We start from the raw sequence: 1,286 nt of genomic DNA, 5'->3' as shown, positions 1-1,286 counted from the left end.
GCGCGGGGGGCCCCCCGCCCCAGGTAACGCTGCGGGATTCACTCCTTCTCTTCCAGACGCCTACCGGGTTAGCTGACGGGTTCGGGCGTGGAAGTGGCCCTACGGCGGCTCTCACCGGACTGCCGGGAGAGACGCGCCGATTCACCCCGGGTGCCGGAATGCCCGTCCGGAGAATTCCTCCGGACTCCGGCGCAGATGGGTCCCCGGTTCCGCGCTGAGGCGGATTCGGCGCTGCCGCTGCGATCCTGGGGGCGAGATGGGGCCCGGCGCGGGACCTGTCTCCCGCGTGCGAACGAGCGGCGCCTTGTGTTGTGGGCGGACGGCGGCCCGTCTCCGGGGACCGTCCGGGGCCTGCCCCGTGTACGCCACCGCGGCTGCGCGCTCAGCGCCATGCACGCTGCGGGCGTGCGCACGGTGGACGGGGTCGGCCGGGTCTGCGACGAGACCGTGCGGCGCCTTCGGGCGCCGCGGGACGGCACGTGGGGCGTGCCGCCTGGGGGGAGCGGCGCGTGGCTCGCGCCGCCGTCACGCGGGTGCTGGATGCGCCGCGTGGGGCCGGGGCGCCAGGTGGGCGCCGCGGGTCCACGGCGTCTGGAGGGCGCCGTGAGTGGTGCAAAGGTACCAAAACCCCAAAAGAAGGCAAACCCCCCCAAAATCAACAACGGACCAGGTCAGACCTGGTCCGTTGTCGATGGAGGTCCCGTGACGCCCGTGGAGCAGGGGGTCAGGGGGTGCGTCAGGGGCGCCCGGCGCCGTAGAAGTTGTCCTTGTAGTAGCCGGAGCTGATGTCGCTGATCTTGACGACGTCGCCGGTGTGCGGCGCGTGGATCATCTTGCCGCCGCCCACGTAGAGGCCGACGTGGCCGAGGTTGCTGAAGAACACCAGATCACCGGGCTGCATGTTGTTCCAGGCGACCCGCTTGGAGCTGGTGTAGGCGTACTGGGTGTTGGTGGTGCGGGTGATGCTGACGCCCGCGGCGGCCCAGGCCTTCATGGTCAGGCCGGAGCAGTCGTAGGAGTCCGGGCCCTCGGCGCCGTAGGAGTAGGGCTTGCCGAGCTGCGCGTAGGCGAAGTTGAGCGCCGTGCGGGCCGGGCCGCTCGCCGGGCCGTTGTAGGTGCCGCCCGTGGGGCCGCCACCGCCCGGGCGGGAGGGGGTGCTCCCGCCGCCGAGCCGGCGCATGAGCGCCTTCTGCTTCTGCACCTGCTTGTCGAGGTCCTGCTTCTGCTTCTTCAGCTCGTCCTGCTCGTCCACGACGGCGGGCTCGTCGGTGCGCAGGGGTTCGGCC

1 protein-coding gene and 1 riboswitch are annotated in these 1,286 nt (G+C 71.9%); the gene reads right to left on the bottom strand.

Annotated features, from left to right (window positions below; genetic code table 11):
* Nucleotides 1-42: 42 nt before the first annotated feature.
* Nucleotides 43-241: riboswitch (cyclic di-AMP (ydaO/yuaA leader) on the bottom strand.
* A 495-nt stretch (nucleotides 242-736) separates the two neighbouring features.
* Nucleotides 737-1,286 (bottom strand): C40 family peptidase (locus AB0C69_RS42405; protein WP_360362634.1); only part of this gene is annotated, 550 nt, incomplete at its 5' end.

It is taken from the genome of Actinomadura sp. NPDC048032 (genome assembly GCF_040653175.1).
GTDB lineage: Bacteria > Actinomycetota > Actinomycetes > Streptosporangiales > Streptosporangiaceae > Spirillospora > Spirillospora verrucosospora.
The sequence above is the reverse complement of the archived record's forward strand: the minus strand, read 5'-3'. Positions and strand labels throughout refer to the sequence as shown.